Below are 25,895 nucleotides of genomic sequence, written 5' to 3'. Positions count from 1 at the left end.
GCCCACCAGGGAAGCCGCCCGGTCGGCGATTCGGTCGGATAGCGTCACAGTGACACCACGATCACGGAGAGTGCGGACGGTTATGCGTGCTGCGGTGCTGCGGGAGTTCGACGCTCCGCTGACGATCGAGGAGATCGACGACCCCGCCCCGGGGCCCGGCCAGGTGCTGGTGCGGGTCGTCGCCAGCGGGGTCAACCCACTCGACACGAAGATCCAGGCCGGAAAGGCCGCGCACGCACGTGTCCAACTGCCCGCGGTGCTCGGCCTGGACCTTGCCGGGGTCGTCGCGGCGGTCGGCGCTGAGGTGACCGGCTTCCAGCCGGGAGACGAGGTGTACGGGCTGTGCGGCGGCGTCGGCGACCTACCGGGCTCGCTGGCCGAGTACGCCGCCGTGGACGCCCGGTTGCTGGCCCACAAGCCGGGAAGCCTCTCGATGCGGGAGGCCGCCGCCCTGCCGCTGGCGGCGGTCACCTCCTGGGAAGGGCTGGTCGACCGGGCCGGGGTCCACGCCGGGCAGAAGGTGCTGGTGCACGGCGGTGCCGGCGGTGTCGGTCACGTGGGCGTGCAGCTTGCCCGGGCGCGCGGCGCCGAGGTGTACGCCACGGGCGGGCCGGCGAGCCTGCGGGTGATCGAGAGCCTGGGCGCCGTGCCGATCGACTACACCGCGAGCACGGTCGAGGAGTACGTCGAGAGGTACACCGGCGGTGCGGGGTTCGACATCGTCATGGACACCGTCGGCGGCGCGACGCTCGACGCGTCGTTCGCGGCGGTACGCACCTACCACGGGCACGTCGTCAGCGCGCTGGGCTGGGGCTCCCACTCGCTCGCCCCACTGTCGTTCCGGGGCGCGACCTACTCCGGCGTGTTCACCCTGCTGCCGATGCTCACCGGGCGCGGCCGCGAACACCACGGTGTCATCCTGCGCGAGATCGCGACGATGGCCGACGCCGGTGCGCTGCGCCCCCGACTGGACGCGCGCCGGTTCACGCTCGACACGGTCATGGACGCCCACCGCCTGGTCGCCGACGGTGCCGCCGAGGGCAAGGTCGTCGTGGACGTCGCCGACTGAGCAGCGGATTCCTCATGTCAGGGTCGTGAGGGACCGCCCCGCAGACCGGCTATGCTCGCCGACGGCGCTGGTTCGCCCGGTCATGAGCTGGCCGGGCGTCGTAAGAGGGAACCCGGTGGGAATCCGGGGCTGCCCCGCAGCGGTGAGTGGGAACGACCGCCGTCATCAGCACTGGGCCAGTGGCCTGGGAAGCGACGGCCAGTAGGGGACCGGCGCAGCCGGTCGGGCCCGCGAGTCCGAAGACCTGCCCGCGCTGCGTACACGACCGTGTGCGCTGCCGTCGGCCTCGCGGGTGGGCTGAGCGGGTGACCTGCCGCGCGTCGTGCGCCGGTGTGTCCTCGTCAGCGTGTGCCCGTGATCCGGCGGTGTGGTTTCCCGAGGGACGGACTACCGCTGTGCACGACACGACCACGACCGCCGGCCGAGCGCCATCGGCGTCGCACCTGACCCTGTCGCAGATCATGGACCAGCACCACACCAACCTGATGGGTACGGTCCACGGCGGCCGGATCCTCAACCTCATCGACTCGGTGGCCGGGGTGGTCGCCGCCCGGCACTCCGACGGGCCGGCGGTGACCGCCGCGATCGACGAGACGGCGTTCCTGCGTGCGGTGCGGGTCGGCGACGTCGTGCACGTCGACGCCCGGATCACCTGGGCCGGTCGTAGCTCCATGGAGGTGGCCGTCAAGGTGACCGCCGACCGGTGGGACCGGGCGGTGCCGCCCACCGACGTGGCCACCGCGCACCTGGTCATGGTCGCCATCGACGACGACGGCCAGCCGCGCCCGGTGCCACCGCTGCTACCCGAGACCGACGGGGACCGGCGGCGGTACCGCGAGGCGGAGATCCGCCGGGAGCACCGGTTGGCGCTGCGGCGGGCGCTGCTCGAGGGCGCCGAGGAGGGCTGAAACGTGCTTGGACGAGGGCGTCGAACGCGCGTTGTCGCACGCCACGGTGGGGCGGCGGCGTGCCGCCACCCCACCGTGCGCTCAGGTGAGCGTGCTGCGGATCTCGGCGGCGCCGCTGACGAGGCGGGTCAGGGCCTGCTCGACCTCCGGGTAGCCGCGGGTCTTGAGGCCGCAGTCGGGGTTGACCCAGAGTCGGTCGGCGGGCACCGCCGCGACGGCGCGGCGTAGCGCGTCGGTGATCTCCGTCTGTTCCGGCACGCGGGGGGAGTGGATGTCGTACACGCCAGGGCCGACACCCCGTTCGTAGCCGGTGGTGCGCAGATCGTCGAGAATCTCCATCTTCGACCGGGACGCTTCGATGCTGGTGACGTCGGCGTCGAGGGCGTCGATCGCGGGCAGGACCTCGCCGAACTCGGAGTAGCACAGATGGGTGTGGATCTGGGTGGAGTCGGCGACCCCGCTGGTGGCGAGCCGGAACGCGCCGACCGCCCAGTCCAGGTAGGCGCGTTGCTCGGCCCGACGCAGCGGCAGAGTCTCCCGTAGGGCGGGTTCGTCGACCTGGATGATGCGGATGCCGGCGGCTTCCAGGTCGCGGGCCTCGTCGCGCAGTGCGAGGGCGACCTGGTTGGCGGTGTCGGCGAGGGGTTGGTCGGTGCGGACGAACGACCAGGCCAGGATCGTCACCGGCCCGGTGAGCATGCCCTTCACCGGTCGGTTCGTCAGTGACTGCGCATAGGTGGACCAGGCGACGGTCATCGGCCCGGTCCGGGTGACGTCGCCGTAGATGATGGGTGGGCGGACGCACCGGGAGCCGTACGACTGCACCCAGCCGTTGGCTGTGGCGGCGAATCCGTCGAGCTGTTCGCCGAAGTACTGCACCATGTCGTTGCGTTCCGGCTCGCCGTGCACCAGCACGTCCAGCCCGAGTCGTTCCTGCACGGCGATGACGTGGGCGACCTCGGCGCGCATCCGCTCGGCGTAGCCGGTGTCGTCGAGCCGACCGGCCCGGTGCGCCGCGCGAGCCTGCCGCAGCTCCGGGGTCTGCGGGAAGGATCCGATGGTGGTGGTGGGCAGCGGTGGGAGGTTCAGTCGGGCCTGCTGGGTGGCGGCCCGTTGGGCGTACGGGCCCCGTCGTACGTGTTCGGGCCGCAGCGCGTCCAGCCGGGCTCGGACTGCGTCGTTGCGCCAGGCTGCCGGGGTCGCGGGCGGGGCAGGGGGCAGGACGCCGACACCGTCGCGCAGGGCGCGACCCAGGGCGACGACCTCGTCGACCTTCTGCCGGGCGAACGCGAGCCGCACACGCAGGTCCTCATCGAGTTCGGGTTCGGCGGCGAGGTCCACCGGCACGTGCAGCAGGGAACACGAGGTCGACACCGTGACGTGGTCGGCCAGGCCGGTCAGCGCGGCGCCGGCTGCGGCGGCGGCGCGCAGGTCGGTGCGCCAGATGTTGCGTCCGTCGACCAGCCCGGCGACGATCGTCCTGCCGTGCAGCGGGCCGGCGGCGGCGAGCCGGTTCAGGTTACCCGGCCCGGCGACGAGGTCGATGCCGACTGCCTCGACCGGCGTGCCCAGCAGTGCCGGCAACGCGTCGCCGAGGTCACCGAAGTACGTCGCGACGAACAACCGTGGCCGGTGCTTCAGGAGGCCGAGCCGACGGTACGCGGCGCGCAGCGCGGCGATCTCGTCCGAGGTGCGGTCGGCGGCGTACGCGGGTTCGTCGAGCTGAACCCATTCGACGCCGTCATCGGCCAGGGCACCGAGGATGTCCTCGTAGACAGCGATGAGGTCGTCGAGCCGGTCGAAGGGCCGGAACCCTTCCGGCGCGTCCTCGGTGGCCTTGGACAGCAGGAGGTAGGTCGCCGGACCGACCAGCACCGGCCTGGTGGTGACGCCGAGCGCCTTCGCCTCGCCGTACTCCCGCACCGCCTTGTCCGGGCGTGCGGTGAACGCTGTGCCTGGGCTGATCTCCGGCACCAGGTAGTGGTAGTTGGTGTCGAACCACTTCGTCAGCTCCAGTGCCGGCTCGCGCTCCGTGCCGCGTGCCATGGCGAAGTAGGTGTCCAGGTCTCCGAGACCGAGGCGGCGGAAGCGGTCCGGGACCGCGTCGACCAGGACGGTGGTGTCGAGCACCTGGTCGTAGAACGAGAACGTGTTCGACGGAACCGCGTCCAGGCCGGCGTCACGCAGTGTGCGCCACACCTCGGCACGGAGGCTGGCCGCGGTGTCCTGGAGGGTGGTCGCGTCGATCCGGCCCGCCCAGTAGGACTCGACGGCGTGCTTGAGTTCGCGGTGCGGACCGATGCGGGGATAGCCGAGCACGGTGCTCAGACCGAACGGTGTGGTCACGGAACAGGTGTCCTTCCCTCGAGGTCGACCACCGACCACAGGGGAAGGAAACGGCAGGGCGCCGGCCGACGACCGGGCCTCGCCCAGGCCCTCCCGAGAGGCCGGTGGCGGCGTACGCGGACGCGTACGCGGTGCGGGCAGGTCTTCGGACTCGCGGGCGTGACCGGCGTGAACCGATCTCCTACTGGCCGTCGCTTCCCAGACGCTCACGCGTCCAGTGCGTTTGACGGTGGTCGTTCCCACTCACCGCTGCGGGGCAGTCCCGGTTTCCCACCGGGTTCCCTCTTACGACGCCGCGCCTTGACGGTGCGGCGAACCAGCACTGCCGACCATCGTAGATCCTTCTGGTCGATCCCCGCTTGCGGCAACCGACCGGCATCAGTCAGCGGGGGTTGGCAGGTCCTCTGACGACATCCCGAGCCTTGTTGCAAAATGATGGCAACAGCCATACTGAGGCAGTATTGAGAGGACATACCCCATGGCCGTGTACAATCTGCCCGACCGCGGTGACCGCCCCGACGGTGAGTTGGCGGCCGCGATCGACGAGCACTTCGGCTCCTTCGACGGCTTCGCCGGGCAACTGTCGGCGGCGACCAAGGGTGTGCAGGGTTCCGGCTGGGGTGTCCTGGCCTGGGAGCCGCTGAGCCAGCGGCTGATCGTGGAGCAGGTCTACGACCACCACGGCAACGTCGGGCAGGGCTCCACTCCGATCCTGGTGTTCGACGCCTGGGAGCACGCCTACTACCTGCAGTACCGCAACGTCCGCCCGGACTACGTGGACCGGCTGTGGAATCTGGTCAACTGGTCCGACGTCATCTCGCGTTTCGACGCCGCCCGCGCCGCTACCCCGAAGATCTGATTCCGGCGTGAGCGGATACACCCCCGAAGCGGCCGAGATTGTCCAACGCGCGGCCGGGGTCATCGCGGCCAAACACCGTGGTGACCTCGTCGGCGCTGAAGCGCTGATGTCGGCGTTCAGCTCTGAGCAGGCCCGTACTCTCGGCTTCTACCTTCTGGCCGATCTCGCACTCGGCCTGGTCAAGGCGCAGAGCGGCCAGTCGATGGATGACCTGGTCCGGGAGCTGTCCCTGCTCCTGGCCGAGACCGCGCAGTCCCCGCCAGCATGACTGTCCGCCGGGTTCCGCCTCGAGCGGAACCCGGCGGACACATCAGCGACGCCCGCCGTCGGCTCGCCCGGTTGGAGGGACGTGGCGGCACCGGTGTGTCAGCGGGCACGTCAGGTCAGTGTGGCTGCCGTATTGCCCAGGTCGACGATTCGGTCGCTCCAGCGATCCAGCAGGGACTGGTCGTGGCTGATGACCAGGACCCCGGCCTGCTGGGTCCGTTGGTAGTCGCGGATGACGGCGGCGACGTGCGCCTGAGTGGAGGCGTCCAGCATCGCGGTGGCCTCGTCGCAGAGCAGGTAGTCGGGACGGTGAGCCAGGGCCCGGGCGAGGCAGGCGCGTTGTAGTTGCCCGTCGGAGACGGCGTGTGGCCGTCGGCTGCGCAGGTCGGCGGTGAGGCTGACGAGGTCGGCGAGTTCGGCCACCCGTTCGCGGACCGTCGGTTCGGGCGTCCGGGTGGCGCGTAGCGGTTCGGCGATCAGGTCGGCGAGGCTCAGTCGGGGGTCGGCGGCGGCACGTGGGCTCTGGAAGAGAGCGGCGACGCGGGTCCGCAGGGCGACCGGTACGGCGTACCGGGTGCCGTCGACCGGGGTGCCGTCGATGCTGACCCGACCCTGATCGGGGCGCTGCAGCAGGGCCAGGACCCGAACCAGCGTCGACTTTCCGCAGCCGGAGGGCCCGCGCAGTCCGACCGTCTCTCCGCGGCCGATCCGCACTGTGACTCCGTCGAGGACGACCTGGTGGCCGTACCCGACGGTCACTTCGTCGGCGAGCAGGTGCTGCGGGCTGGTCACGGGGTGGCTCCCGTGGGGATCGGGTGGTGGCAGGCCACCGTGCCGCCGCCGGCGACCGGTGTCGGCTCAGGTCGGTCGGCGCAGGTGTCGGTGCGGCGCGGGCAGCGGGGCGCGAACGCGCACCCCGGAGGCAGCGCGGTGAGCATCGGCGGGTCGCCCGGCACCGCCCGGAAGGCCCGGTCCGGCAGGGCGTCGAGCAGCGCCGAGGCGTACGGGTGGGCCGGTGCGGCGAAGAGCTGGTCGGTGTCGCGGTGTTCCACGATGCGGCTGGCGTACATCACGGCGACGGTCTCGGCGACCCGTTGCGCGGCAGCCAGGTCGTGCGTGATGAGCACGACCGCCGAGCCGTTGTCGCAGCGACGTCTCAGCAGGTCGAGGGTGTGGTCGACGAGGGGTCGGTCCAGGCCGGTGGTCGGCTCGTCGGCGATGAGCAGTGACGGGTCGGGTGCCAGCGCGAGCGCGGTGACCAGACGTTGTGCCATGCCACCGGAGAGTTCGTGGGGGTAGCGGTCCAGATCCGCCGGGTCGAGCCCGACATCGACCGCGAGTTGCTCGGTGTCCGCGCGGTCGCGGCCGTGCGCCCGCAGCGTCTCGCTGAGCAGTCGGCGTCCGGTGCGCACCGGGTTCAGGGCGGTGGCCGGGCTCTGCGGCACCAGCCCGACCCGGCGCCCACGCACCCTGCGGGCCAGGTGGCGTTGACCGCAGGTGATCAGGTCGACCGGTTCGCTGTCCGGCTCGTGCAGGACGGCGTGGCCGGTGGTCGTGGCGTTGGCCGGCAGCAGGCCGAGCAGGGCGTGGGCCAGGACGGACTTGCCGCAGCCGGACTCGCCGACGATGGCCAACAGTTCGCCGGCCCGGACGGTGAGGCTGAGGTCGCCGACGGCACGCACTGTGGTGTCGCGGAGTCGGAACTCGACGCCGAGGCCGTCCACGGTGAGCAGCGGCTGACCCGCGGCGGCGCGGGGCGACGCCGGGGCGGGAACGGACTCGGTGGTGGTCACAGGTGCAGCTCCGCTCGGACCCGGGGATCGAGGCGGTCGCGCCAGCGGGCGGCGAGGACCGCGATGGCGAGGGTGACGACGACGATGACCGCGCCCGGTGCCAGGCTGGCCCACCAGGCGCCGGTCAGCAGCGACCCCTGACCGTCATTGATCATGTTGCCCAGTGAGGCGAGGTGCGGCGGTAGGCCCAGGCCGAGGAACGACAGGGCGGTCTCGTGCCACACCGCGTGCGGAATCATCAGGGTGGTGGCCAACGCCAGCCGGGGCAGGACGTGCGGCAGCAGGTGCCGGGTGAGGACCCGGAGTCGGCCGGCCCCACCGCTGATCGCGGCATCGATGAACGGTCGGGTCCGCAGGCTCAACAACTCGGATCGGACGATGCGGGCGGTGGAGAGCCAGTGGGTGAGCCCGACGGAGGCGATCACGGCACCGAGGCTGGGCCGCAGCATGGCGACGATGAAGACGCCCAGCAGCAGGTGCGGCATCGCGGCGATGGTGTCCACGATCCGCATCAGGATCCGGTCGACCCGGCCGCCGAGCGTGCCGGCGATTCCGCCGACCACGCCCCCGAGAACCGTGGCCACGAGCGCGGCGACCGCGCCGACGAGCAACGAGACCCGCAGCCCGTAGACGGCCCGGTGCGCCACGTCCCGGCCCAGGTCGTCGGTGCCGGCGAGGTGGGCCCAGGACGGTGCCAACCGGGTCTGGTCCAGCGCGACCGCGCTCTGGTCGAGCGGCCAGAGGAGCGGAGCGAGCAGCGAACCGGCGACGGCCACCAGCAGGATCAGACCGGCGATGACGACGCCGGTCTGGCCAGGTCGCAGCCGCAGCCGGGATCGGGCCACGTGGAGCAGCGGCGGTCGGGCAGCGAGGTCAGCCATCGAGTCGTACCCTCGGGTCGGCGGCGGCATAGGCGAGGTCGGTCACGAGGTTCGCGGCCAGCACCACCGCGGTGGTGACCAGCGTGATCGCCGCCAGCAGCGGGAAGTCGCTGCCCAGCGCGGCGGCGACCGTGACGGCGCCCAGGCCCGGCAGCGAGAAGACCGTCTCGACCAGCACCGCCCCGCCGACCAGCTCAGGCAGGTGGGTGCCGATCAGGGTGAGGAACGGCAGCAGCGCGGTCCGCAGCGCGTGCCCGAACAGCACCGTCCGCCCGGGCAACCCGCGGGCCCGCGCCGCGACCACGTGGTCGTCGCGCATGCTCTCCGCGACCGCGTCCCTGACGAACAGCACGAACCACGGTGCCTGGGACACGGCCAGCACGCCGACCGGCAGGATCAGGTGGTGCGCCACGTCGGCCCAGGAGGTGCTGGTCGCGGTGACGTCGGTGAGCCCGCCCGCCGGGAACCAGCCCAGGGCCAGCGCGAACACGGCGATCGCGGCCAGGCCCAGCCAGAAGACCGGCATCGACTCGACCGCGTAGGCGGCCGTCCGCAACGCGCGATCGAAGAACCCACCCCTGCGGTACGCGGCCAGCGCGCCCAGCAGCAGGCTCGCGACCAGGACCAGGGCGAGGGTGACCCCGATCAGCAGCAACGTCCAGCCGGCCCGGGCGGCGAGCACCGAGGCGACCGGTTCGTGCCGGCTCGTCGACCAGCCCAGGTCGCCCTGGAGCAGGTTGCCGATCCAGCGCAGGTACTGCACCGGCAGGGGGTCGTCGACACCCCAGTTGGCGCGAATCTGCGCCAGGTTCTCCTCGGTGGCGGTGAAGGCGGCCGCGCCCGCGTACTGCTTGGCCGGGTCGACAGGTGAGGCGGCACCCAGGGCGAACATCCCGACGCTTGTCGCGGCGAGCACCGGCACGGCGACCAGGAGTCGACGTCGGACCACTGCCCCGGCCCCGGCCAGTCGGCCGGAGCGGGTCACGAGCGCGTCCAGGTGTCGATGTTCCACCAGATGCTGTTCGCCACCCCGTGCTCGTGCGCCTCGACCCGGGGGGTCGCGCCCTGGACGGAGGACTTCAGCACGTAGGTGTGCCGTAGGTAGGTGAGGAACAGCCACGGCACGTCGGCGGCCAACTGCTTCTGGAATTGCGCGTACGCGACCTTGCGAAGGGCCGGGTCGATCTGGTCGCGGCCCTGCTGGAGGGCCCGGTCCGTCACCTCGGAGCGGTACGAGCCAGGGTTGAAGTAGCCCTGCCCCGCGAACTGGGAGCTGAACAGCTTGTACGAGACGAAGTCCGGGTCGTACGGCGTGCCGTAGCCCATCAGCAGGGCGTCGGACTTCATCCGCGGATCGATGGCGTCCCAGGTGAGGCCGGCCGGGGTGACCTCGATGCCGATCTTCTTCGCGTCGGCGGTGACGGCCAGGGCCAGGTCCTTGCGCAGGGTGTCGGTCGCCGGGTACATCAGCGTGAACCGGGCCGGCCGGCCGTCCTTGGCCCGCACCCCACCCGAACCGGGCCTCCATCCGGCCGCGTCGAGCAGCGCGCCCGCCGCCGTCGCGTCGGCGGTCGGCGTGCCGACGGTCGAAGGGTCGGCGAACTCGGAGGTCGGGGGGACCGGTCCGAACGCCGGCTCGCCGGCGCCACCGAGGATTCCGGACACCATCGCGGCCCGGTCGACGGCGAGGTTGAGCGCCCGGCGGACCGCCGGGTCGGCGAGGACCGGGTTGCCCATCGGCAGCATAACGCCCCGGTAGTCGGCGGTCGGCACCCGCTGCACCCGGTACGTGGTGTCCGCGTCGAACCCGGAGGCGAGCTTCGGCGGCAGCTCGGCGGCGTCGAACTCGCCGGCCCGCATCCGCTGGGCGCGGACGTTGTCGTCGGCCACGAACGCCACCACGACCCGGTTGTTCGCCGGCCGGCCACCGAAGTAGCGTTCGTTCGCGGTGAGCACCAGCCGGTCACCTGGCGTCCAGGACTCGACCTTGTACGGCCCGGTCCCGATCGGCTTCCGGTTGAACCCGGTGGTGTTGATGTCCTGTCCGCTGAGCAGCTTCGACGGCACGATGCCGAGGGTGAGTCGCTGCAGGAACGGCGCGTACGGGTAGCGCAGCCGGAACACGACGGTTGCCGCGTCGGGTGCGGTCACCGACTCCACCATGTCCAGGTCGGAGCGGAGAGTGGAGTCCACCTTCGGGTCCAGCACCGCCTGGTAGGTGAAGGCGACGTCCGCCGCGCTCAGCGTGGTGCCGTCGTGGAACTGCACCCCGTCACGCAGTTTGGCGGTCACGGTGCGCCCGTCCGGCGACACCGTCGGCAGGGCCGTGGCCAGCCCGGGGACGAGGCGGTTGTCACCGTCGCGGGCAACGAGCCCGTCGAAGATCAGCGCGGCGCCGTCGACGCCGAAGTTGAGCACCGGGTTCAGTGCGTCGGGCTCGTCGGAGGTGGCCACGACAAGTGTCGCGCCGCCGGCTGGGCTGTCCGGAGTGGTCGGGGCCGAGCAGGCGGCGAGGACGAGCATCCCGGCCGCTGCTGTCGACGCCACGAGCCGTCGGAAGGTCGGACGGATCCGGGTCACGGAACGCTCCTGTGGTGTGGTGAACGGGGCGTGGGCGTGCAGGTGCAGCCGCAACAGTTGATGATCACGGTGGCACAGTTGCAACTTATTGGCAATTGCGAGTTGTCTGCATCATGAACGGGAGTGTGGTCGTCGGAACCCACGGCCGAGCGCGTGTCCGCCGCCCGCGCACCTGCACCCACCAATGAGTTGATCAACGAACTGTTCATGTTGTTGTTTTGCGCCCTACACCGGCCCGGACCTGCGCGTTTGCCGACAGTCGCCAGGGTTGCCGCGAATCGTGCAATCGCAATCCTGGAGCCCTCTTGTCCCAGCATCGACGTCGGCGACGACGACACGCGGCGACGCTGATCCCGCTGGGGGCCCTCGCCGTCGCCGCAGCCGTCCTCGCCCTACCGTCCCCGGCGGCGGCGCACCCGTTCGGTGATCCGCAGACCGTGTCCATCACGCCCGACGAGCAGCGGCCCGACGTCGTGCGGGTGCGGTGGCGGGTCGGCGGCCCCGACGACCTGACACTGCTCGGCGTCTCGCTCGGCCTGCTGCCGGCCGACCGCATCCTGCTCGACGGTGCGGTCGACTACCGGACGACCGACCCCGCCGTGATCGCGTCCTCCGAGCAGTTCCCCGCGTACCTGCTCAAGCAGATCACCGTGACCGACGGGGCGCGGCCCTGCCTCGGCGCTGTCGCACCGCTCAAGGCCCTGGCGAGGACCGGCGCGACTGTCGACTACACCTGCCCGGGGTCGGTCGACACGGTCACGGTCGCGGTGCGGATGCTCACCGACCTCAACCCCGCCTACCGGGCGATGGCGACCGGCCCCGGCGGGCAACGCGCGGTGTACGGCTCCGGCGAGGACTCCCACGACTGGACCCTCACCGGTGGTACGCCGGCCGTCGGTACCACGACCCGCGGCCGTAGTGCCGCCGTCCAACTCGCCGCCGTCGCCGCTGGTGCGCTGCTGGTCACGATCGGGGCGCTGCTCGTCCTGCGGCGGCTGCGACGACGGCGGGCGGTGACATGACCGCGACCGCAGTCCTCTCCGCGTCCCTGTCGGACCAGATGCAGGACCTCATCAACTCGCCGGGCGTACCCCCACTCGCGTTCGTGCTCGCCTTCGCCGCCGGTGCGGGCCACGCGGTGGCCCCCGGGCACGGCAAGAGCCTGGCCGCCGCCTACCTCGCCGGCTCGCGCGGCCGGATCCGGGACGCCGCCTGGCTGGGTGGATCGGTGGCCGTCATGCACACGCTGTCGGTCCTGGTGATCGGCGTGGCGTGGACGTTCCTGTCCCTCTCCGAGGTGATCCGGATGCAGGAACTCACGAGTTGGCTGCAACTCGGTGCCGGTCTGATCGTCCTGGCCACCGGTCTGTGGATGGTGCGCCGGCACCTGCACGCCGCCGGCCACGGCCACGGCCACAGCCACAGCCACGGTCACGGCCACAGTCATGACCACACCCACAGTCATGGGCACGGCAAACGCCCCGGACTGTTCCTGCTCGGCATCTCCGGCGGGCTGACCCCGTCCCCGGCCGCGTTCCTGGTACTGGCGACCGGGTTGTTCATCGGTCGCGCCGGCTTCGCCCTGCTGCTGGTCCTGACGTTCGGCCTGGGCATGGCCGTGGTGCTCTTCGGCGTCGGGGTCCTCGCGGTCGCCGGTAGCTCACTGGTCACCCGGGGCGCACAGTCCCGCCCCATTCTCGGTCTGGCCACCCGGGTGGCGCCCGTCCTTGCCGCCAGCGGCATCACGCTGTTCGGCGCGGGTCTCGTCACCGTCGCCGCGATCCACCTCGTCACCCTCGCCTGAGCAACCGGCGAGAGCGTGGTCAGCGGCGGCTCGGCCGCCACTGACCACGCCACTGCCCGACGGTCAGACGCCGTAGCGAAGGTAGATGGTGTCGCCGACGGTCACTGTCGTGCCGCGGGTCGCGGTGGTCAGGGTGCTGCCGTCGCGGGACACCTTCCAGGTGGAGGAGCCGCTATTGGCTAGGCCATTGATCGAGGTGATGGTGCCGGTGCCGCTGGTCGGGTTGAGGGCGGTGACGCAGCCGCTGGGGGCGGACGCGCCGACGGCGGCGTCCAGCACGGCGCCGAGGGTGGTGGTGGCGGCGGTCGGCGTCAGCGTGACCGCGCACGGCGTGATGCTGCCGCTGCCGTTGTCGATGATCACGGCGAGCCGGGAGGCGGTGCCGGCGGTGAACCCACTCGCCGCGACCCAGGTGGGCGCGCCGGCGGTGACCGGGGTCGGGGGAGCGGCGGTGTAGCCCGCGCCGGCCAGGGCCCGCACCGCGTCGATCGAGGCGTACGTCGATGGGGTGGTGTTGGTGGTGAGGTACTTGAACCCACCGCCGCTCAGCTGCTGCGCGCGGAGGAAGTCGATCGGCGTCTTTCCGGCCGTGGTGGTGAAGTCGGTGCCCTGGCTCGGGATGCCGCAGGCGTTCAGCCCGGAGACGGCCCACGCGTTCGAGTCGGTGTTCACACCGAACATCGAGGTGAACGCGCCCGACGCGTTGACGAGCTTGCCCTTGAGGAAGTTCTTCGCCTGGACGACGTCGGTGTCGGTGTTGGGCACTCCGGCGGCACAAAGGGCGGCCATGGCTGCGCCGGTCATGTCGATGTCGCTGGCGGCGGCGAGTTGGGTGGGGTTGCCCTCGGCCTGGCTGAAGGTCCAGCCGCCATCGTTGTGCTGGTTGTTGCGGATCCGGGTAACCGACAGGTTGAGCAGCGCCTGCGGCACGCGGGCGGCACCGGTCTGGGTCTTCGCGCCGGCCAGGGCCAGGGTGGCGAAGATGGTGCCGTTAAAGTTCGCCGGCGGTCCGTAGTAGCCGGCCGATCCGGTCTGCCAGTACGCGATGGTGTCGGCGATCAGGTTACGGGCGGAGGAGACCCGGGCAGGGTCGATGCCGGCGGCGTAGGCGTTCAGAACGCCACGCTCGTAGTCGGTGACGACGGGCGCGGTGCTCGGCCAGGACGCGGCGGAGAGTTGGTTGCGGTAGACGGTGCGGGCGTTCTTGGTCGTGTCGCCGGAGGGGTAGACGTCCACCGCCGCGACGCCGGCGGGGGCGAACGCGCTGAACGCCCACTCGTTCGACAGTCCGCCGCTGGCGTAGCTGCCGTCGGCGGCCTGCAGGGTACGCAGGTAGGCGACGCCGTTGGTCTTGGCGGTGGCGATCTGCGCGGCGGTCGAGGTTGCGGCGGCCGGTGCGGCGCCGCCCGCGACCGCCACGACCGTGGCGATCAGCGCGGCGGCGGGAACGGCCGCGAGGCGTCTGCGGCGACGACCGGAGGAAAGACGCGAGGACATCAGGGCTCCTTGGGGGTACGGGGCACGGCTGCCTCGACCCGGAGCCCGGCGCGCGCCGGCGGGAGCGGGGCGGGCCGGCCGCAGGACGCGTGGGACGGATACCGCAGGTGCTGCGTCACCACGTGGGTAGTCGGGCTCGGGACGGGCGGACCGTCCTCACCGTTGCGCGTCAGCCCCGGATTCCCACCGGGTTCCCCCACGCGATGACGCGGTCACCGTATGGGAGGAGAGCCCTACCGCGCGCTGTTAGGTACATGACACGGTCTTGCGTTGACGCGGTGGTCGCGGTTGTGGTCCGATGGCCGCGATCCAGCAGTCAGGGGAAGCCGGTCAAAGTCCGGCGCTGGCCCGCAGCCGTAGGTCCCGTTACCGGGACGAGTCGGATTACCTGGCTGGATAGTGCACCGCAGCGCCGTCGAGGTACACGGCGCGGAGCCAGGTTTCCGGGGGTTGTCCTCGGGGTCCGCGTCCGCGCCTGCGCCGCTAGCCCCCGAGAGAGTCGCCATGTCCCCACTGGTCAGTCGAACGTCGCGTGTGCCCACGGGATGGATGGCGGCCGTCGCCGCTGCGGTGATGCTGGGCGCGTTGACGCTCGTGGTGCCGACTCGTGCGGCGATCGCCGACCCGCTGGAGTCCTGCACCCCGACCCACGGCGCGATCGTCGCGGTCGACTTCGGCGCGTGGGGTGGGCCGCTGTTGCGCGGCTGCGACGCCACCCCGACCACCGGCCTGGACCTGCTGCACGAGGCGGGCTTCACCACCACGGGTACCGCCCACGACGGCCCCGGGTTCATCTGCCGGATCGGGTCGCCCGCCTTCGACACCGGTGCCGAGCACCCGACGCCGGCCGACGAGGCGTGCCAGTTGACCCCGCCGGCGTCGGCCTACTGGTCCTACTGGATCGCCCCGGCCGGGCAGGACCACTGGACCTACAGTCCACTCGGCGCGATGGCCCAGCGGCCCGGCCCGGGTGAGGTCGAGGCGTGGGTCTTCGGCGGCACCGACATCGGCGGCACCACCGGGGCGCCGAGCTTCACCCCCGCGTCGGTACGCGCGAGCGGCCCGACGCCGACCGCCACCCCGACGCCGACGGCGACCCCGACCTCGACGCCCGTGCCGACGCGACCGACGGAAGCGCAGGTCAAGGCGGTGGCGAGCTACCTGGTGGGGCAGCTCGTCGACGGCGACCACGTGGACAACGGTTTCGTCGACTACTACCGGACCATCGCTGTCGCCACCGCCCTGGCCGGGACCGGTGGGCAGGACCAGACCATCACCAAGATCGTCGATCACCTGCGGGCGCACGTCGATGCCGTCATCTTCCCGAACGGTGCCACCGCCGCACCCCACATCGCCAACGTCGCCAACCTCGCGCTCCTGCTGACCATCACCGGCGGCGATCCGCGCGCGTTCGGTGACCGGGATCTGATCGCCACGCTCATCGACCGCGTGTGTACCGCGATCGACGTCGACGCCGGCTGCGCCACCGCCGGCGACTTCGCCGGATCGAGTGATCCCCTGACCCACGCGACCGCTCTGCTCGCGCTCAAGCGGGCCGGCGTCACCCCGCCGGCCGCGACCGTCACCCGACTGACCGAGCAGCAGTGCGCGACCGGTGCCTTCGCCGGTGTGTGGCGCAGCCCCACCGACGCCTGTGACCCGGACCTCGCGGCCACGACGCTGGCGGTCCTGGCGATGCACACGCTCGGCGGGCACGACGCGGCGTTGAGTTCGGCCAAGGCGTTCCTGGCCGCGGCGCAGGAGCCGGACGGTGGGTACCAGCCATGGACCGGAGCGGGCTTCAGCGAGACCTATCCCACCGGGCACGCCGCGCAGGCGCTCGCCGTACTCGGTCTCGCCGACCGGGCCGCCGCCGCCACCGGCCTGCTGGTCAGCCGGATCGTCACCGGCGGTGGGCTCAGCCCCGACCCGAGCAACCCGGACGCGGACCTGGCCGCCACCGCCGCTGCGGCGCTCGCCCTGGCCGGTAAGAATCTCGCCACCCTGGGTGCGCCGCCGCCGGTCGGGCCGCGACCCGATCTGGTCAAGGGGGTGGCCTACCTCGTCGCGCCGGGCAACCTGATCGACGGCAGGTACTACGAGTCGTTCCCGGGCTTCCCCGACTTCGGGTTGAGTATCGATGGTGCCTACGCCCTGGCCGCCACCGGCGGGGACGACACCAAGCTGCGGGCGATCGTCGAGTTCCTGCGTGGCGGCGGCGCGGTTGGCGACAACGGCTTCACCGTCGACATGTGGTTGGGCGTCGGCACCGACTACGCCGTCGGCGGCGCGATCGGGAAGATGGCGTTGCTGGCCCAGGTCACCGGCTACGACCCACGGTCGTTCGGTGGACACGACCTGATCGCCGCGTTGGGTGACGTGACCTGCACCAGGGGCGACGCGCCGACCGGCTGCGCCGGGGCCGGCAACTATCGGTACGCCACGTCGGTGTTCGGGCAGTCGCTCGGCATCATGGCGCAGCTGCGCGCCGGCCAGGGCGAGGCCGCCACCAGGCCGGTCGAGTTCCTCAAGGGACTCCAGCGCACCGACGGATCGTTCCCCAGCCTCATCCCGGCGGCAGACGCCGACAAGGACGTCGACAGCACCGCGATGGCCGCGATGGCCCTCGCGCCGTTGACCGACGACCCGGCCGCGGTCAGCGCCGTCGACAAGGCGCTGACCTGGATCGCCTCGACCCAGAAGGCGCACGGCGGGTTCCCCGGCGCAGCCGGCGACTCCACCAACTCCACGGCGCTCGCGATCCAGGGCCTCACCCTGCGCGGCACCACGTACGCGGCTCAGCTCGACAAGGCCCTGTCCTTCCTCGCTGGCAAGCAGAATGACGATGGCGGGTTCAGGGTCGCGGTCGAGGGCGAGCCGGAATCGAACGTGCGCGCGTCCACGCAGGTCGTCGGCGGTGCCACCGGCATCTCGTTCGCCACCCTGACCCGCGACGTGCACGAACTGCCCGGCACGGACCCGACCGGCTCACCGACGCCAACGCCGACCGCGACACCCACCGCGACTGCGACACCGACCGCGAGTCAGTCGCCGCTCCCGTCGACGAGCCTGACCCCGCCATCGCCGAGCAACGTGGGGCAGCCGTCGGGCAACCTGCCCCGCACCGGCGCGTCCATCGCGACAGTCATCCTGCTGGCGCTGGTGCTTGTCGTCGCCGGCGTCCTGCTGCGGATCTCCGCCCGTCGGCGCTCGGTGGCCGGCGATGGCGGTGCCTCGTGACGGCCCGCAGGTGGCTCCCGTCGGTGGTGGCCCTGTCGATCGTCGCGGTGGTGGCGGGGACACCCGCGCCCGCGTTGGCCGACCCGCTGCCGATCGGCCAGTGCACCACGTCGTCCGGGGTGATCCTCGCGGTCGACTTCAGCAAGTGGGGCGGACCACTCCTGCGGTCCTGCGGCACCACCCCGACCACCGGTTACCAACTGCTCAACCAGGGTGGCTGGCGCACCACCGGGACGCAGCACGATGGGCCCGCGTTCATCTGCCGGATCGGCTACGCGGGTCACCAGGGCGGTACGCAGTACCCCACCCCGGCCACCGAGAGATGTGGTCTCACCCCGCCGGCCAGCGCGTACTGGTCGTACTGGCACGCCGACCCGGGGCAGAACACCTGGGTCTACAGCCAACTCGGCGCGATGAGCTACAAGCCCAAGCCCGGCAGCGTCGACCTGTGGATCTTCGGGGCGACCGACATCGGCGGCACCGAGGGGCGGCCCCGGTTCAGTCCGGACAGCGTCCGAGCCCGCAACGGCAAACCGACAGGCACCGCCACCACGGCTCCGCCCCCCGCCGCGCCCACCCCGGCTCAGCCGGGCAGCGGAAATCCACCGGGCGCTGGCAACCTTCCGGGGGCTGGCAACCCGCCGCCCGTCGATCCCGGCGTCGGCAACCCTCCGCCCGGCCTCCCGCCGGCGGGAGCACCGACGCTGGGCCCGATCAGTGGTACGCCGACGCCCTCGGTCGGCGAGACCACGCCGGCAGCGGGAGGGCCGCCCCTGCCGCCGAGCGCCACCGCCGACGGACCACGCGTGCTCGACGCCGAACCGACCGCGACGGCAGCTCGTCAGGACACCGGTTCGGCGCGGCCGGCACTGATCACGGTCGGACTGCTGGCCCTGCTCGCGCTCGCTGGCGGTGTCGTCGGCTGGCGCCGCCGCCGCGCCTGACCCGATGCGCCCTATCGGTAGCGGCCTCGTGCACCGGCTCGCGGTAGCCCGGCTGCCGCGCCCCCTGCACCCGGTGGCCTGGTGGCTGTGGGCGCTCGCGCTCGCCACCGCCGCGAGCCGCACCAGCAATCCGCTCCTCCTGCTGCTCATCTTCGCGGTGCTCGGGTTCGTCGTCAGCGCCCGTCGCACGGACGCGCCCTGGGCACGGGCGTTCCGCTACTACCTCTACCTCGCCCTGATCATCATCGTGATCCGGGTGGTGTTCCGGACGGTTTTCGCCTCTGGCATCACCCCCGACGACCACATCCTCTTCCGGCTCCCGCACCTGCCCACCCCCGACTGGTACGCCGGCATCCAGATCGGCGGACCGGTCTCCCTGGAGGCGACCCTGTCCGCCGCTGTCGACGGGCTCCGGCTGGCCTGCCTGCTGTGCTGCATCGGCGCGGCCAACAGCCTCGCCAACCCCAAGAGGGCCCTGCGGGTCCTCCCGGGCGCGCTGTACGAGTTGGGTGTCGCCGTCACCGTCTCGCTGAGCGTCGCACCGCAACTCGTGGAGAGCGTCCAACGAGTCGCCCGGGCCCGCCGACTGCGCGCCGGGCGAGCCAGGGGCCTCGGTGCCGTGCGAGCCATTGTGATGCCGGTCCTGCACGACGCGCTGGACCGGTCGCTGCGGTTGGCCGCCGCCATGGATTCCCGCGGCTACGGCCGGGTCGGCACCGCTACACCAGGCTCGCGAAGGCTCACCGGTGTCCTCATGCTCACCGGCATGGCCGGCCTCTGCGTCGGCGTGTACGGCCTGCTCGACCCGCGGGTGCCGCGCCCGGTCGGGCTCGGTGCCCTCGGCGGTGGTGTGCTGCTCTGCGTCGCCGGACTGGCGCTCGGCGGGCGTCGGGTCTCCCGCAGCCGCTACCGACCCGACCCGTGGCAGTGGCCGGAATGGACCGTCGCCGGCTGCGGCGTCATCACTGCGATCGTGCTCGGTGCCGGTACCGGCTACGACCCCGCCGCGCTCAACCCGAGCCTCTATCCGCTGCACTGGCCCGACCTGCCCGCACTACCGGCCGCGGCGATCCTTGTCGCCTCCCTCGCGGCGATCGCCGCACCGACACCGTCGCGCCCGCATCGACCGCAGCAGCCCGCCGCCGTGCGGCGCCGGGCCGCCGATACCGCAGGAGCACCGTCATGATCCGCTTCGAGCGCGTCAGTATCACGTACGACGGCGCGCCCCGCGCCACTCTCCGCGACGTCGACATCCACGTCGACGAGGGGGAGCTGTGCCTGGTCGTCGGGCACACCGGCACGGGGAAGTCGACCCTGCTCGGCGCGATCAACGGCCTCGTCCCGCACTTCAGTGGCGGCACCCTGCAGGGCAGCGTGCGCGTCGCTGGTCGGGACACCGCCGACCACCCGCCCCGCGAGTTCGCCGATCTGGTCGGCGTGGTCGGGCAGGACCCGGTCGCCGGGTTCGTCACCGACACCGTCGAGGAGGAGTTGGCGTACGGGATGGAGCAGCTCGCGCTCGATCCGGCGGTGATGCGGACCCGGGTGGAGGAGACCCTGGACCTGCTCGGCCTCGTCGACCTGCGCCACCGGGGCCTGCACGAACTGTCCGGCGGCCAGCAGCAACGCGTGGCGATCGGCGCGGCGCTTACCGCTCACCCACGGGTGCTCGTCCTCGACGAGCCCACCTCGGCGCTCGACCCGACCGGCGCCGACGACGTCCTCGCCACCATCACCCGACTGGTCCACGACCTCGGCGTCACCGTCGTGCTGGCCGAGCACCGCCTGGAACGCGTCCTGCCGTACGCCGACCGGCTCATCCACGTCGCCCGCGACGGCACCGTCCGGCACGGCGACCCGGCCGGTCTCATCGCTGATGCCACGGTCGCGCCGCCCGTTGTCGACCTCGGACGTCTGGCCGAGTGGTCGCCGCTGCCACTGTCGGTACGCGACGCCCGCCGGCACGCGACGGCACTGCGGGACCGGTTGCCGGCCACTCCGCCGCAACCACACCGCCAATCCCACGCCGGCGCGCGGAAAGCGCTCACCGCAACCGGCGTGGTCGTCCGCCACGGACCGGTCGTCGCTGTGCGTGGGGTCGACCTCAGCCTGATACGCGGTGAGATCACCGCGTTGATGGGGCGTAACGGATCCGGCAAGTCGTCGCTGCTCTGGGCTCTGCAGGGCTCGGGTCACCGAGGCGGCGGCAGCATCGCCGTACCCGATCCGTCGGCTCGGGACGTCGACCCGGGGCGGGTCGGTGCGAGCGAGGCTCGCCGACTCGTCGGCCTCGTTCCGCAGACCGCCACCGACCTGTTGTACCTGGACACCGTCGACGCCGAACTCGACCAGGCCGACCGTGACGGTGCCGAGCCGGGTACGGCGCGGCGCCTCCTCGACGGCATCGCCGCAGGCATCGACGGCGGCAGCCACCCCCGGGATCTGTCCGCCGGGCAGCAGTTGGCCCTGGTTCTGGCGATCCAGCTCGCCGTGACGCCGGGTGTGCTGCTGCTCGACGAGCCCACCCGTGGGCTCGACTACCAGGCCAAGGCCGCGCTGACCCGTAGTCTCGACGGCCTCGCCGGGCAGGGCCGTGCCGTCGTCGTGGCCACCCACGACGTCGAGTTCGCCACCGCCGCCGCCGACCGGGTCGTTGTCATGGCAGACGGGGAGATCGTCGCTGACGGCCCTGTCCCGACCGTGCTCACCGCGTCGCCGACGTTCGCCCCACAGGTCGCGAAGATCCTCGCGCCGCTGCCGTACCTGACCGTCGGGCAGGTCGCCGCAGCCCTCGACGAGCCCACGGTGCCGGCATGAGGACGCTGAACGTCGCCGTCCGCGTGCCTGCGCGGGCCGTCCTCGCCATCACCATGGCGTCGTTCCTGGGCTTTGTCGCGTTCCTCTGGCCGTTCGCCGTGGCACCGGGCACCTTCGGCTCCACCCAGACCCCGCCGTTGATGTTCGGCGTGCTGCTGCTCCTCGTCCTCGGGGTGATATTCGCCGAGATCGCCGACGGCAGGATCGACGCGAAGGCCCTGGCCATGTTGGGTGTGCTGTCCGCGATCAACGCGGCCCTGCGACCGCTCGGCGCGGGCACGGCGGGCATCGAGACGGTTTTCTTCATCCTCGTGCTCGCCGGTCGGGTCTTCGGACCCGGTTTCGGCTTCGCACTCGGTTGCACCTCGCTGTTCGCCTCCGCCCTGCTGACCGGGGGAGTGGGGCCATGGATGCCGTACCAGATGTTCGGCTGTGCCTGGGTCGGCATGTTCGCCGGTCTGCTGCCCCGGGTTCGGGGACGGGCCGAGATCGTCGTGCTCGCCGCCTACGCCGCGGTCAGCGGGTACTTCTTCGGCTTCATGCTCAATCTGTCGTTCTGGCCGTTCTCGCTCGACCCGACGAGTTCGATCGCCTACCAGCCGGGCCTGCCTGCCCTGGAACAGCTCCAGCGGTATCTGACGTTCTTCACCGTCACCTCGCTGGGCTGGGACACCGGACGGGCGGTCACCACGGCCGTCCTCGTCACCGTCGCCGGCCCGGCGGTGCTCGGCGCGTTCCGACGGGCGGCGCGGCGAGCACAATTCCGGGCTGCCCCGACGTTCACCGCCGGTGATGACGGGCACCGGTGACCGGCTAGGGTTTCCGGATGTTTCGCGCCGTCGTTCTGATCGCTGCCGTGGTGCTCGCTGCCGATCAGGCCACCAAGTACTGGGCCGAGTCCGCGCTCTCCGACGGGCAGACCATCACCGTTCTCGGCGAGCTGCTGCAACTACACCTCGTCTACAACCCGGGCGCGGCCTTCTCGATCGGTACCGCGTACACCTGGATCTTCGCGGTGTTCGCGGCGGCGGCGGTGGTCGCGGTGACGGTGGTGGCCCGGCGGGTCACGTCCCGCGCCTGGGCGGTGGCGTTGGGCCTGGTGCTCGGCGGTGCGGCGACGCATCTGCTGGACCGTCTCTTCCGGGAGCCGGGGTTCGCGCGCGGGCACGTGGTGGACTTCATCGACTACGCCGGTTTCTTCGTCGGCAACGTCGCCGACATCGCCCTGGTGGTCGGCGTGGGCATCGTCATGCTGCTCAATGTGCGCGGCGTACCGCTGCGGGATACGGCGAGCGAGACCCGTGAGCAGGCGTCGTCGTCAGGCTCCTGAACTGATCAGGACGACCTCCAGCCGGCGCGGGCCGTGCACTCCCTCGACCCGGTTCAGCTCGATGTCGCTGGTCGCGGAGGGGCCGGAGATCCAGGTCAGCGGCGCGCGCGGGTCCAGCCGGGTGAGTGCCTCCGGCAGCAGGCCGACGACCTGTTCGGTGCGGACCACACAGATGTGCCGGTCGGGCACCAGGGTGAGTGCGCGTCGGCCCTGGGAGGGGCCGGCGTCGAGGATGATGGTGCCGGTGTCGGCGACCGCCACGGCGCAGCCGGTCAGGACCGCGTCCATGCCGTCGAGCGCGGCCGGTGACAGTGGGGGCGCGTCGCGGTGCAGCTGCCCGCCGTAGCCGGCCAGCCAGTCGGCCGGGACATCGGTGGGGACGGCGAGTCGGTCGACGCCGCTGAGCAGCCGAGGTAGGGCGTCGAGGCCACGGTGGACAACCGCGCGGTAGTCCTCCAGCCGGTCGATCAGGGTGTCGACCAGGTCGGCGCGGTCGTCGACCCGGCGGTACCGGCGGGGCACCTGCACCGGCGGTGGGCCGTCGGCCAGGGCCGTCCGCAGGCGCGCCAGGATCTCGTCACGTGCGCTCACTGCTTCCCCCACCATTCCCGGAAGGTCTGCGGCGCGGGCAGCGGCAGGTCGCGCGACCGGGTCCATGCCGACGCGGGCCAGGGCAGTCGTCGCAGTGTCCGAGCGCCGGTGCGCCGCTCACGGTACGCCCCGAGCGGCCCCGCGCCGACCCGGCCCAGTCGCAGGGCGGCGGCCCAGCGTCGGGGGTTGCGCATCACCCAGGACAGGAGCCGCATGGTGGCCCGTTCGGCCGGCGGGTGCGGTGCCTGCTGCCGGAGGTGCACCAGGATCTCCGGAATGTTGATCTTCACGGGGCACACGTCGTAGCACGCGCCGCAGAGCGTCGACGCGTACGGCAGCGAGGCGTTGTCGGCCACGCCGGTCAGCTGTGGCGACAGGATCGCGCCGATCGGCCCCGGATACACCGAGCCGTACGCGTGTCCGCCGGCCCGTTCGTACACGGGGCAGGCGTTGAGGCACGCCGAGCAGCGGATGCAGGACAGCGCCGGCCGCCCGACCGGGTCGGCGAGCACCGCAGACCGGCCATTGTCGACCAGGACGATGTGCACGGTCTGCGGGCCGTCGCCGGGGGTGACGCCGGTCCACATCGAGGTGTACGGGTTCATCCGCTCACCGGTCGAGGAGCGCGGCAGCAGTTGCAGGAAGACCTCCAGGTCGGTGAAGGTCGGCAGCAGCTTCTCGACGCCGACGACGCTGATCAGCGTCTCGGGGAGGGTGAGGCACATGCGCCCGTTGCCCTCGGACTCGACCACCACGAGGGTGCCGGTGTCGGCGACGGCGAAGTTGGCGCCGGAGACGGCGACCCGGGCCGAGAGGAAACGTCGTCGCAGGTGGGCGCGGGCGGCCTCGGCCAGCGCGGCCGGTTCGTCGGTCAGGTCGGCCGGCGCGTCGGACATGCGGCGCTGGAAGATCTCCCGGATCTGGGCCCGGTTGTAGTGGATCGCCGGCACCAGGATGTGCGAGGGGGTGTCCTCACCGAACTGCACGATGAGTTCCGCGAGGTCGGTCTCGTACGCGGCGATCCCGGCGGCCTCCAGCGCCTCGTTGAGCTCGATTTCCTGGGTCGCCATCGACTTGACCTTCACGACCTCGTCGGCCCCGGCGGCCCGGGTCAACGCGACCACGATCTGGCACGCCTCGGCCGCGTCGCGGGCCCAGTGCACGGTGGCGCCGGCAGCGGTGGCGGACGCCTCGAACTGCTCCAGCAGCTCCGGCAACCGACGTTGGACGTCTGCCTTGATCGCGGACCCGGCGTCGCGGAGCGCCTCCCAGTCGGGTACCTCGTCGACGACCCGGGCGCGTTTGGCGCGGATGGTGCGGGTGGCCCGGTGCAGGTTGGCCCGCAGTTGCGGGTCGGCGACGGCCGCCCTGGCGGCGGTGGGGAACGGCAGCGGCGTGCGGATCCGCCCGTCCCCGGTGGCGGGTGCGACCGGATGGCTCATGAGCTGGCCCCGGCGAGAATATCGGCGTAGTGCATGGCCCGTACGCCCGAGCGGTGGCGGTCCAGGCCGCCGCCGATGTGCGCTAGGCAGGAGTTGTCGGCCGCGGCGAGCACCCGCGCTCCGGTGTCGCGGACCCGGGCGCACTTGTCGGTGAGCATGGCGGTGGAGACGTCCGGGTTCTTCAGGGCGAACGTGCCGCCGAAACCGCAGCACTCCTCGGCGTCGCCCAGCTCGACCAGCTGGATGCCGCGCACCTGACGCAGCAGGGTCAGCGGCCGGTCGCCGAGGCGCAGCATCCGCAGGCCGTGGCAGGTGGGGTGGTAGGTGACCGTCTCCGGGAACTCGGCGCCGACGTCGGTGACGCCGAGCACGTCGACGAGCAGTTCGGACAGCTCGTAGGTGCGGGCGGCCACCGAGGTGGCGGGCGGGTGCAGGCGCGGGTACTGGTCGCGGATCATCGCGGTGCACGACCCGGACGGCACGACGACGGCGTCGTAGGAGTCGAAGACGTCGACGTAGTTGCGCACCATCGGCATGGCCTCGGCCCGGTAACCCGTGTTGGCGTGCATCTGCCCGCAGCAGGTCTGGTCGGCGGGGAAGTCGACGGTGTGGCCGAGTCGCCGCAGGATGCGGGTGACCGCGATGCCGGTGGCCGGGAACGCGAGGTCGTTGACGCAGGTGATGAAGAGGGCGATCCGCATGGCGGCTCCTCGGATCTGTCGGGGTGGGTCACGCCGCGTCGCGCGGTGTCCCGGGGGCGGGGAGCTGGTCGAAGGCGGGCAGGTGGCGCTCCCGGGCGGCGCTGAGGTGGGCGCGCATCGCCTCGGTGGCGGCGGCCGCGTCGCCGGCGACGATGGCGGCGGCGATGCGCTGGTGCTCGGTTCTGGTGTCCGACGCGCCGGCGACCGGGAAGTACAGCCGATGCAGGTGCAGGTGTGAGTGCAGCCGCGTGATGGTGTCGCGCAGCAGTGGGCTGCCGGCGGCCTCGGCGATCAGGTCGTGGAACTTCGTGTCCAGCGCGGTGAAGGCGGCGTGTCGGCGGTACCCGTCGCCGGCCTCGACGTCGATGGTCGCTGCCGCCTCGACGCTGATCCGGTGACGTGCTTCGGGGGAGGCGTGCGTGGCGGCCCGCCCGGCCGTGGCGCCCTCCAGCAGGTGGCGGACGTCGAACAGGTCGTCGAACTCGGCGCCGCTCAGCAGCGGCGTGGTGGTGTAACCGGAGAGCGGGCGTTTGCGGACCAGGCCGTCGGCCTCCAGCCGGGCGAGGGCCTCGCGGACCGGGGTGGGGGAGACATCCAGCTCCCGGGCGAGCGCGTCGATGTTGACCCGCTCGCCGGGGGGAAGGATGTGGTCCATGACGAGGGCCTTTATCGACTCGTAGACGTCCTCGGCGAGGGTGAGTCGACGGGCGGGACGGAGTCGACCATCGCGAGGTTCCTGCTGGGTCATCTCGTCTCCTCAGCAACCCCTTGACGGTGCCGGTGTGAGCGAGTACACACTAGCAAGGCAACATCCTATAGGAAATAG

The 25,895-nt window shown here is 72.0% G+C and carries 23 protein-coding genes and 4 riboswitches; of the genes, 12 read left to right on the top strand and 11 right to left on the bottom strand.

From position 1 onward, the window contains the following. Window positions 1-70 precede the first annotated feature (70 nt). Both EV382_RS11940 and EV382_RS11935 read left to right on the top strand, forming a co-directional pair. Window positions 71-1,069 carry a zinc-dependent alcohol dehydrogenase family protein gene (locus tag EV382_RS11940; protein WP_208758382.1) on the top strand — a complete coding sequence of 333 codons (999 nt, stop codon included), beginning with the start codon at window positions 71-73 and terminating at the stop codon, window positions 1,067-1,069. 51 nt (window positions 1,070-1,120) lie between these two features. Continuing rightward, window positions 1,121-1,335: riboswitch (cobalamin riboswitch) on the top strand. A 129-nt stretch (window positions 1,336-1,464) separates the two neighbouring features. Next, window positions 1,465-1,977, top strand: coding sequence for an acyl-CoA thioesterase (locus EV382_RS11935; protein WP_130401634.1), 513 nt, complete (start codon window positions 1,465-1,467; stop codon window positions 1,975-1,977). An 81-nt stretch (window positions 1,978-2,058) separates the two neighbouring features. Here the strand turns inward: EV382_RS11935 and metE are convergent, their stop codons facing one another. After that, window positions 2,059-4,323: a 5-methyltetrahydropteroyltriglutamate--homocysteine S-methyltransferase gene (gene metE, locus EV382_RS11930; protein WP_130401633.1), complete on the bottom strand. Its 2,265-nt coding sequence runs from the start codon at window positions 4,321-4,323 to the stop codon at window positions 2,059-2,061. Window positions 4,324-4,442: 119 nt separating this feature from the next. Continuing rightward, a riboswitch (cobalamin riboswitch) is annotated at window positions 4,443-4,659 on the bottom strand. Between the two features lie 142 nt (window positions 4,660-4,801). On the opposite strand from metE, the gene EV382_RS11925 reads away from it, so the two are divergent. After that, complete coding sequence (locus tag EV382_RS11925; protein WP_244236640.1) at window positions 4,802-5,182, top strand: superoxide dismutase; 381 nt, start codon at window positions 4,802-4,804, stop codon at window positions 5,180-5,182. A gap of 7 nt (window positions 5,183-5,189) precedes the next feature. After that, on the top strand, window positions 5,190-5,450 hold the full coding sequence (locus EV382_RS11920) for a superoxide dismutase (protein WP_130401632.1): 261 nt from the start codon (window positions 5,190-5,192) through the stop codon (window positions 5,448-5,450). 110 nt (window positions 5,451-5,560) lie between these two features. On the opposite strand, the gene EV382_RS11915 is transcribed toward EV382_RS11920, so the two are convergent. Genes EV382_RS11915 through EV382_RS33390 form a run of 5 tightly spaced genes read right to left on the bottom strand, consistent with a single transcriptional unit; the run spans window position 5,561 to window position 10,703 of the window. Then, window positions 5,561-6,241 (bottom strand): ABC transporter ATP-binding protein, encoded by a 681-nt coding sequence (locus tag EV382_RS11915; protein WP_244236639.1) that lies wholly within the window; start codon window positions 6,239-6,241, stop codon window positions 5,561-5,563. Next, on the bottom strand, window positions 6,238-7,242 hold the full coding sequence (locus tag EV382_RS11910) for an ABC transporter ATP-binding protein (RefSeq protein ID WP_130401630.1): 1,005 nt from the start codon (window positions 7,240-7,242) through the stop codon (window positions 6,238-6,240). The genes EV382_RS11915 and EV382_RS11910 overlap by 4 nt, the downstream gene beginning before the upstream one ends. Then, entirely contained in the window at window positions 7,239-8,123 is an 885-nt protein-coding gene (locus EV382_RS11905) for an ABC transporter permease (RefSeq protein WP_130401629.1), read from the bottom strand. The genes EV382_RS11910 and EV382_RS11905 overlap by 4 nt, the downstream gene beginning before the upstream one ends. Then, window positions 8,116-9,135 carry an ABC transporter permease gene (locus EV382_RS11900; RefSeq protein ID WP_244236638.1) on the bottom strand — a complete coding sequence of 340 codons (1,020 nt, stop codon included), beginning with the start codon at window positions 9,133-9,135 and terminating at the stop codon, window positions 8,116-8,118. The genes EV382_RS11905 and EV382_RS11900 overlap by 8 nt, the downstream gene beginning before the upstream one ends. Continuing rightward, on the bottom strand, window positions 9,105-10,703 hold the full coding sequence (locus EV382_RS33390; RefSeq protein ID WP_244236637.1) for an ABC transporter substrate-binding protein: 1,599 nt from the start codon (window positions 10,701-10,703) through the stop codon (window positions 9,105-9,107). The genes EV382_RS11900 and EV382_RS33390 overlap by 31 nt, the downstream gene beginning before the upstream one ends. Window positions 10,704-11,008: 305 nt before the next feature. Between EV382_RS33390 and EV382_RS11890 the strand changes: the two genes are divergently transcribed. Together EV382_RS11890 and EV382_RS11885 are read left to right on the top strand one after the other, a co-directional pair. Next, the gene (locus EV382_RS11890; RefSeq protein WP_130401628.1) at window positions 11,009-11,725 is read left to right on the top strand and encodes a hypothetical protein; all 717 of its coding nucleotides are present in this window, start codon (window positions 11,009-11,011) and stop codon (window positions 11,723-11,725) included. Further along, the gene (locus EV382_RS11885) at window positions 11,722-12,507 is read left to right on the top strand and encodes a HoxN/HupN/NixA family nickel/cobalt transporter (protein WP_130401627.1); all 786 of its coding nucleotides are present in this window, start codon (window positions 11,722-11,724) and stop codon (window positions 12,505-12,507) included. The genes EV382_RS11890 and EV382_RS11885 overlap by 4 nt, the downstream gene beginning before the upstream one ends. Before the next feature lie 63 nt (window positions 12,508-12,570). On the opposite strand, the gene EV382_RS33790 is transcribed toward EV382_RS11885, so the two are convergent. Then, a complete protein-coding gene (locus tag EV382_RS33790; protein ID WP_130401626.1) occupies window positions 12,571-14,004 on the bottom strand; it encodes a prenyltransferase/squalene oxidase repeat-containing protein in 1,434 nt (477 codons plus the stop codon). Between the two features lie 104 nt (window positions 14,005-14,108). Then, window positions 14,109-14,231, bottom strand: a riboswitch (cobalamin riboswitch). A 67-nt stretch (window positions 14,232-14,298) separates the two neighbouring features. Continuing rightward, window positions 14,299-14,414, top strand: a riboswitch (cobalamin riboswitch). Between the two features lie 139 nt (window positions 14,415-14,553). Between EV382_RS33790 and EV382_RS11875 the strand changes: the two genes are divergently transcribed. Genes EV382_RS11875 through EV382_RS11850 form a run of 6 tightly spaced genes read left to right on the top strand, consistent with a single transcriptional unit; the run spans window position 14,554 to window position 22,335 of the window. Beyond that, the gene (locus EV382_RS11875; protein WP_130401625.1) at window positions 14,554-17,244 is read left to right on the top strand and encodes a prenyltransferase/squalene oxidase repeat-containing protein; all 2,691 of its coding nucleotides are present in this window, start codon (window positions 14,554-14,556) and stop codon (window positions 17,242-17,244) included. After that, complete coding sequence (locus EV382_RS11870; RefSeq protein WP_130401624.1) at window positions 17,241-18,188, top strand: LPXTG cell wall anchor domain-containing protein; 948 nt, start codon at window positions 17,241-17,243, stop codon at window positions 18,186-18,188. The genes EV382_RS11875 and EV382_RS11870 overlap by 4 nt, the downstream gene beginning before the upstream one ends. A 4-nt stretch (window positions 18,189-18,192) precedes the next feature. Further along, a complete protein-coding gene (locus tag EV382_RS11865) occupies window positions 18,193-19,374 on the top strand; it encodes a CbiQ family ECF transporter T component (RefSeq protein WP_130401623.1) in 1,182 nt (393 codons plus the stop codon). Next, complete coding sequence (locus EV382_RS11860; protein ID WP_130401622.1) at window positions 19,371-21,005, top strand: ABC transporter ATP-binding protein; 1,635 nt, start codon at window positions 19,371-19,373, stop codon at window positions 21,003-21,005. The genes EV382_RS11865 and EV382_RS11860 overlap by 4 nt, the downstream gene beginning before the upstream one ends. After that, a complete protein-coding gene (locus tag EV382_RS11855) occupies window positions 21,002-21,814 on the top strand; it encodes an ECF transporter S component (RefSeq protein ID WP_130401621.1) in 813 nt (270 codons plus the stop codon). The genes EV382_RS11860 and EV382_RS11855 overlap by 4 nt, the downstream gene beginning before the upstream one ends. A gap of 17 nt (window positions 21,815-21,831) precedes the next feature. Continuing rightward, window positions 21,832-22,335, top strand: coding sequence for a signal peptidase II (locus EV382_RS11850; RefSeq protein WP_130401620.1), 504 nt, complete (start codon window positions 21,832-21,834; stop codon window positions 22,333-22,335). Here EV382_RS11850 and EV382_RS11845 read toward each other — a convergent pair. The 4 genes from EV382_RS11845 to EV382_RS11830 are packed head-to-tail and all read right to left on the bottom strand — an operon-like array spanning window position 22,324 to window position 25,817. Continuing rightward, a complete protein-coding gene (locus EV382_RS11845; protein ID WP_244236636.1) occupies window positions 22,324-22,926 on the bottom strand; it encodes a LutC/YkgG family protein in 603 nt (200 codons plus the stop codon). The two genes, EV382_RS11850 and EV382_RS11845, sit on opposite strands and share 12 nt — an antisense overlap. Further along, complete coding sequence (locus EV382_RS11840) at window positions 22,923-24,368, bottom strand: lactate utilization protein B (protein WP_130401619.1); 1,446 nt, start codon at window positions 24,366-24,368, stop codon at window positions 22,923-22,925. The genes EV382_RS11845 and EV382_RS11840 overlap by 4 nt, the downstream gene beginning before the upstream one ends. Further along, window positions 24,365-25,069: a (Fe-S)-binding protein gene (locus EV382_RS11835; RefSeq protein WP_130401618.1), complete on the bottom strand. Its 705-nt coding sequence runs from the start codon at window positions 25,067-25,069 to the stop codon at window positions 24,365-24,367. The genes EV382_RS11840 and EV382_RS11835 overlap by 4 nt, the downstream gene beginning before the upstream one ends. A 28-nt stretch (window positions 25,070-25,097) precedes the next feature. After that, on the bottom strand, window positions 25,098-25,817 hold the full coding sequence (locus EV382_RS11830; RefSeq protein WP_130401617.1) for a GntR family transcriptional regulator: 720 nt from the start codon (window positions 25,815-25,817) through the stop codon (window positions 25,098-25,100). Between the last annotated feature and the right edge of the window lie 78 nt (window positions 25,818-25,895).

The sequence above is a fragment of the Micromonospora violae genome (assembly GCF_004217135.1).
Lineage (GTDB): Bacteria > Actinomycetota > Actinomycetes > Mycobacteriales > Micromonosporaceae > Micromonospora > Micromonospora violae.
Note: the sequence above shows the minus strand (reverse complement) of the source record. Positions and strands in the feature narration are given on the sequence as shown.

Coding starts and splice junctions, on each gene's coding strand:
- EV382_RS11830 (WP_130401617.1), bottom strand. CDS start 25,817: ATGACCCAGCAGGAACCTCGCGATGGTCGACTCCGTCCCGCCCGTCGA.
- EV382_RS33790 (WP_130401626.1), bottom strand. CDS start 14,004: ATGTCCTCGCGTCTTTCCTCCGGTCGTCGCCGCAGACGCCTCGCGGCC.
- EV382_RS11885 (WP_130401627.1), top strand. CDS start 11,722: ATGACCGCGACCGCAGTCCTCTCCGCGTCCCTGTCGGACCAGATGCAG.
- EV382_RS11860 (WP_130401622.1), top strand. CDS start 19,371: ATGATCCGCTTCGAGCGCGTCAGTATCACGTACGACGGCGCGCCCCGC.
- EV382_RS11905 (WP_130401629.1), bottom strand. CDS start 8,123: ATGGCTGACCTCGCTGCCCGACCGCCGCTGCTCCACGTGGCCCGATCC.
- EV382_RS11840 (WP_130401619.1), bottom strand. CDS start 24,368: ATGAGCCATCCGGTCGCACCCGCCACCGGGGACGGGCGGATCCGCACG.
- EV382_RS11925 (WP_244236640.1), top strand. CDS start 4,802: ATGGCCGTGTACAATCTGCCCGACCGCGGTGACCGCCCCGACGGTGAG.
- EV382_RS11875 (WP_130401625.1), top strand. CDS start 14,554: ATGGCGGCCGTCGCCGCTGCGGTGATGCTGGGCGCGTTGACGCTCGTG.
- EV382_RS11855 (WP_130401621.1), top strand. CDS start 21,002: ATGAGGACGCTGAACGTCGCCGTCCGCGTGCCTGCGCGGGCCGTCCTC.
- EV382_RS11835 (WP_130401618.1), bottom strand. CDS start 25,069: ATGCGGATCGCCCTCTTCATCACCTGCGTCAACGACCTCGCGTTCCCG.
- EV382_RS11850 (WP_130401620.1), top strand. CDS start 21,832: ATGTTTCGCGCCGTCGTTCTGATCGCTGCCGTGGTGCTCGCTGCCGAT.
- EV382_RS11865 (WP_130401623.1), top strand. CDS start 18,193: ATGCGCCCTATCGGTAGCGGCCTCGTGCACCGGCTCGCGGTAGCCCGG.